This is a genomic window from Rossellomorea aquimaris (genome assembly GCF_001877785.1).
Classification (GTDB): domain Bacteria; phylum Bacillota; class Bacilli; order Bacillales; family Bacillaceae_B; genus Rossellomorea; species Rossellomorea aquimaris_A.
The window spans coordinates 1-758 of sequence record NZ_MINN01000095.1 but is presented as its reverse complement, the minus strand read 5'-3'; the positions used below and the strand labels follow the sequence as shown (position 1 = coordinate 758).

At 48.4% G+C, this 758-nt stretch carries 1 pseudogene; it reads right to left on the bottom strand.

Annotation, left to right across the window (positions count from 1 at the left end):
* Positions 1-109 precede the first annotated feature (109 nt).
* Positions 110-619: pseudogene (locus tag BHE18_RS12520) on the bottom strand (ribonucleotide-diphosphate reductase subunit beta); the annotation flags it as partial.
* Positions 620-758 lie beyond the last annotated feature (139 nt).

Below are 758 nucleotides of genomic sequence, written 5' to 3'. Positions count from 1 at the left end.
AACTGCTGATTTGGATCTATCTATATGTTTGATTGTTTGTCTGTGTCACTGTAGTCGGTATCATCTCTGATTCTGTATTGTTATTTTAATTTTTAGTTGTTTTTTTTTTTTTGCGGAACGCTTCGTACGCGGACAAGATGCGTGCGTTGCGCTTTCTGACGAGCGGGTCGTTCTTCGCTTCATCAAAACGGCGATTTTGTTCATCGAGCGGCACGAGCGAGCTGAGAACGTAGGAATACGACTCGGTATGGACCGCTTCCTGCTGGGCGATGACCGCAAAAATCGACTTGAAGCTGGAATCGCTGACGTAATCCATGACTTGAGTCATCGTCGGCGTCTGCAGGCTGTCGAGAGACGCCAGCTGCGTGTTAATGCGCAAAAAGACGTCTTTCTCAGTATCTGTTAGCGAGTCCCAGTTTTTGATGTCATCCTGCATATTGATTTCCTGCGCTTTCCAGAAGTTCGCGAGTAGCGCTTGGTACAAGTCATACATATGCGGATGGGCAATATCATTCCAATTGAGCAAACCGGAGCTCGCCCCGCCAACAATGGCGGTTGAACGATTCGGTGCCTCTGGGTCCATCAATGGCTGTTTCGTTAAAGTTTCCATACTTCTCATCCTTTCCGTAGCTTTCACATGCCTCGCATGCTTCGATTTCTTCTTGCGACGTGCTGCGCACATAATAGCTCGTCTTCAAGCCACACTTCCAGGCCTCAAGATGCAATTCCAGCAATTCCTTGGCGCGGATCGTGTGCGG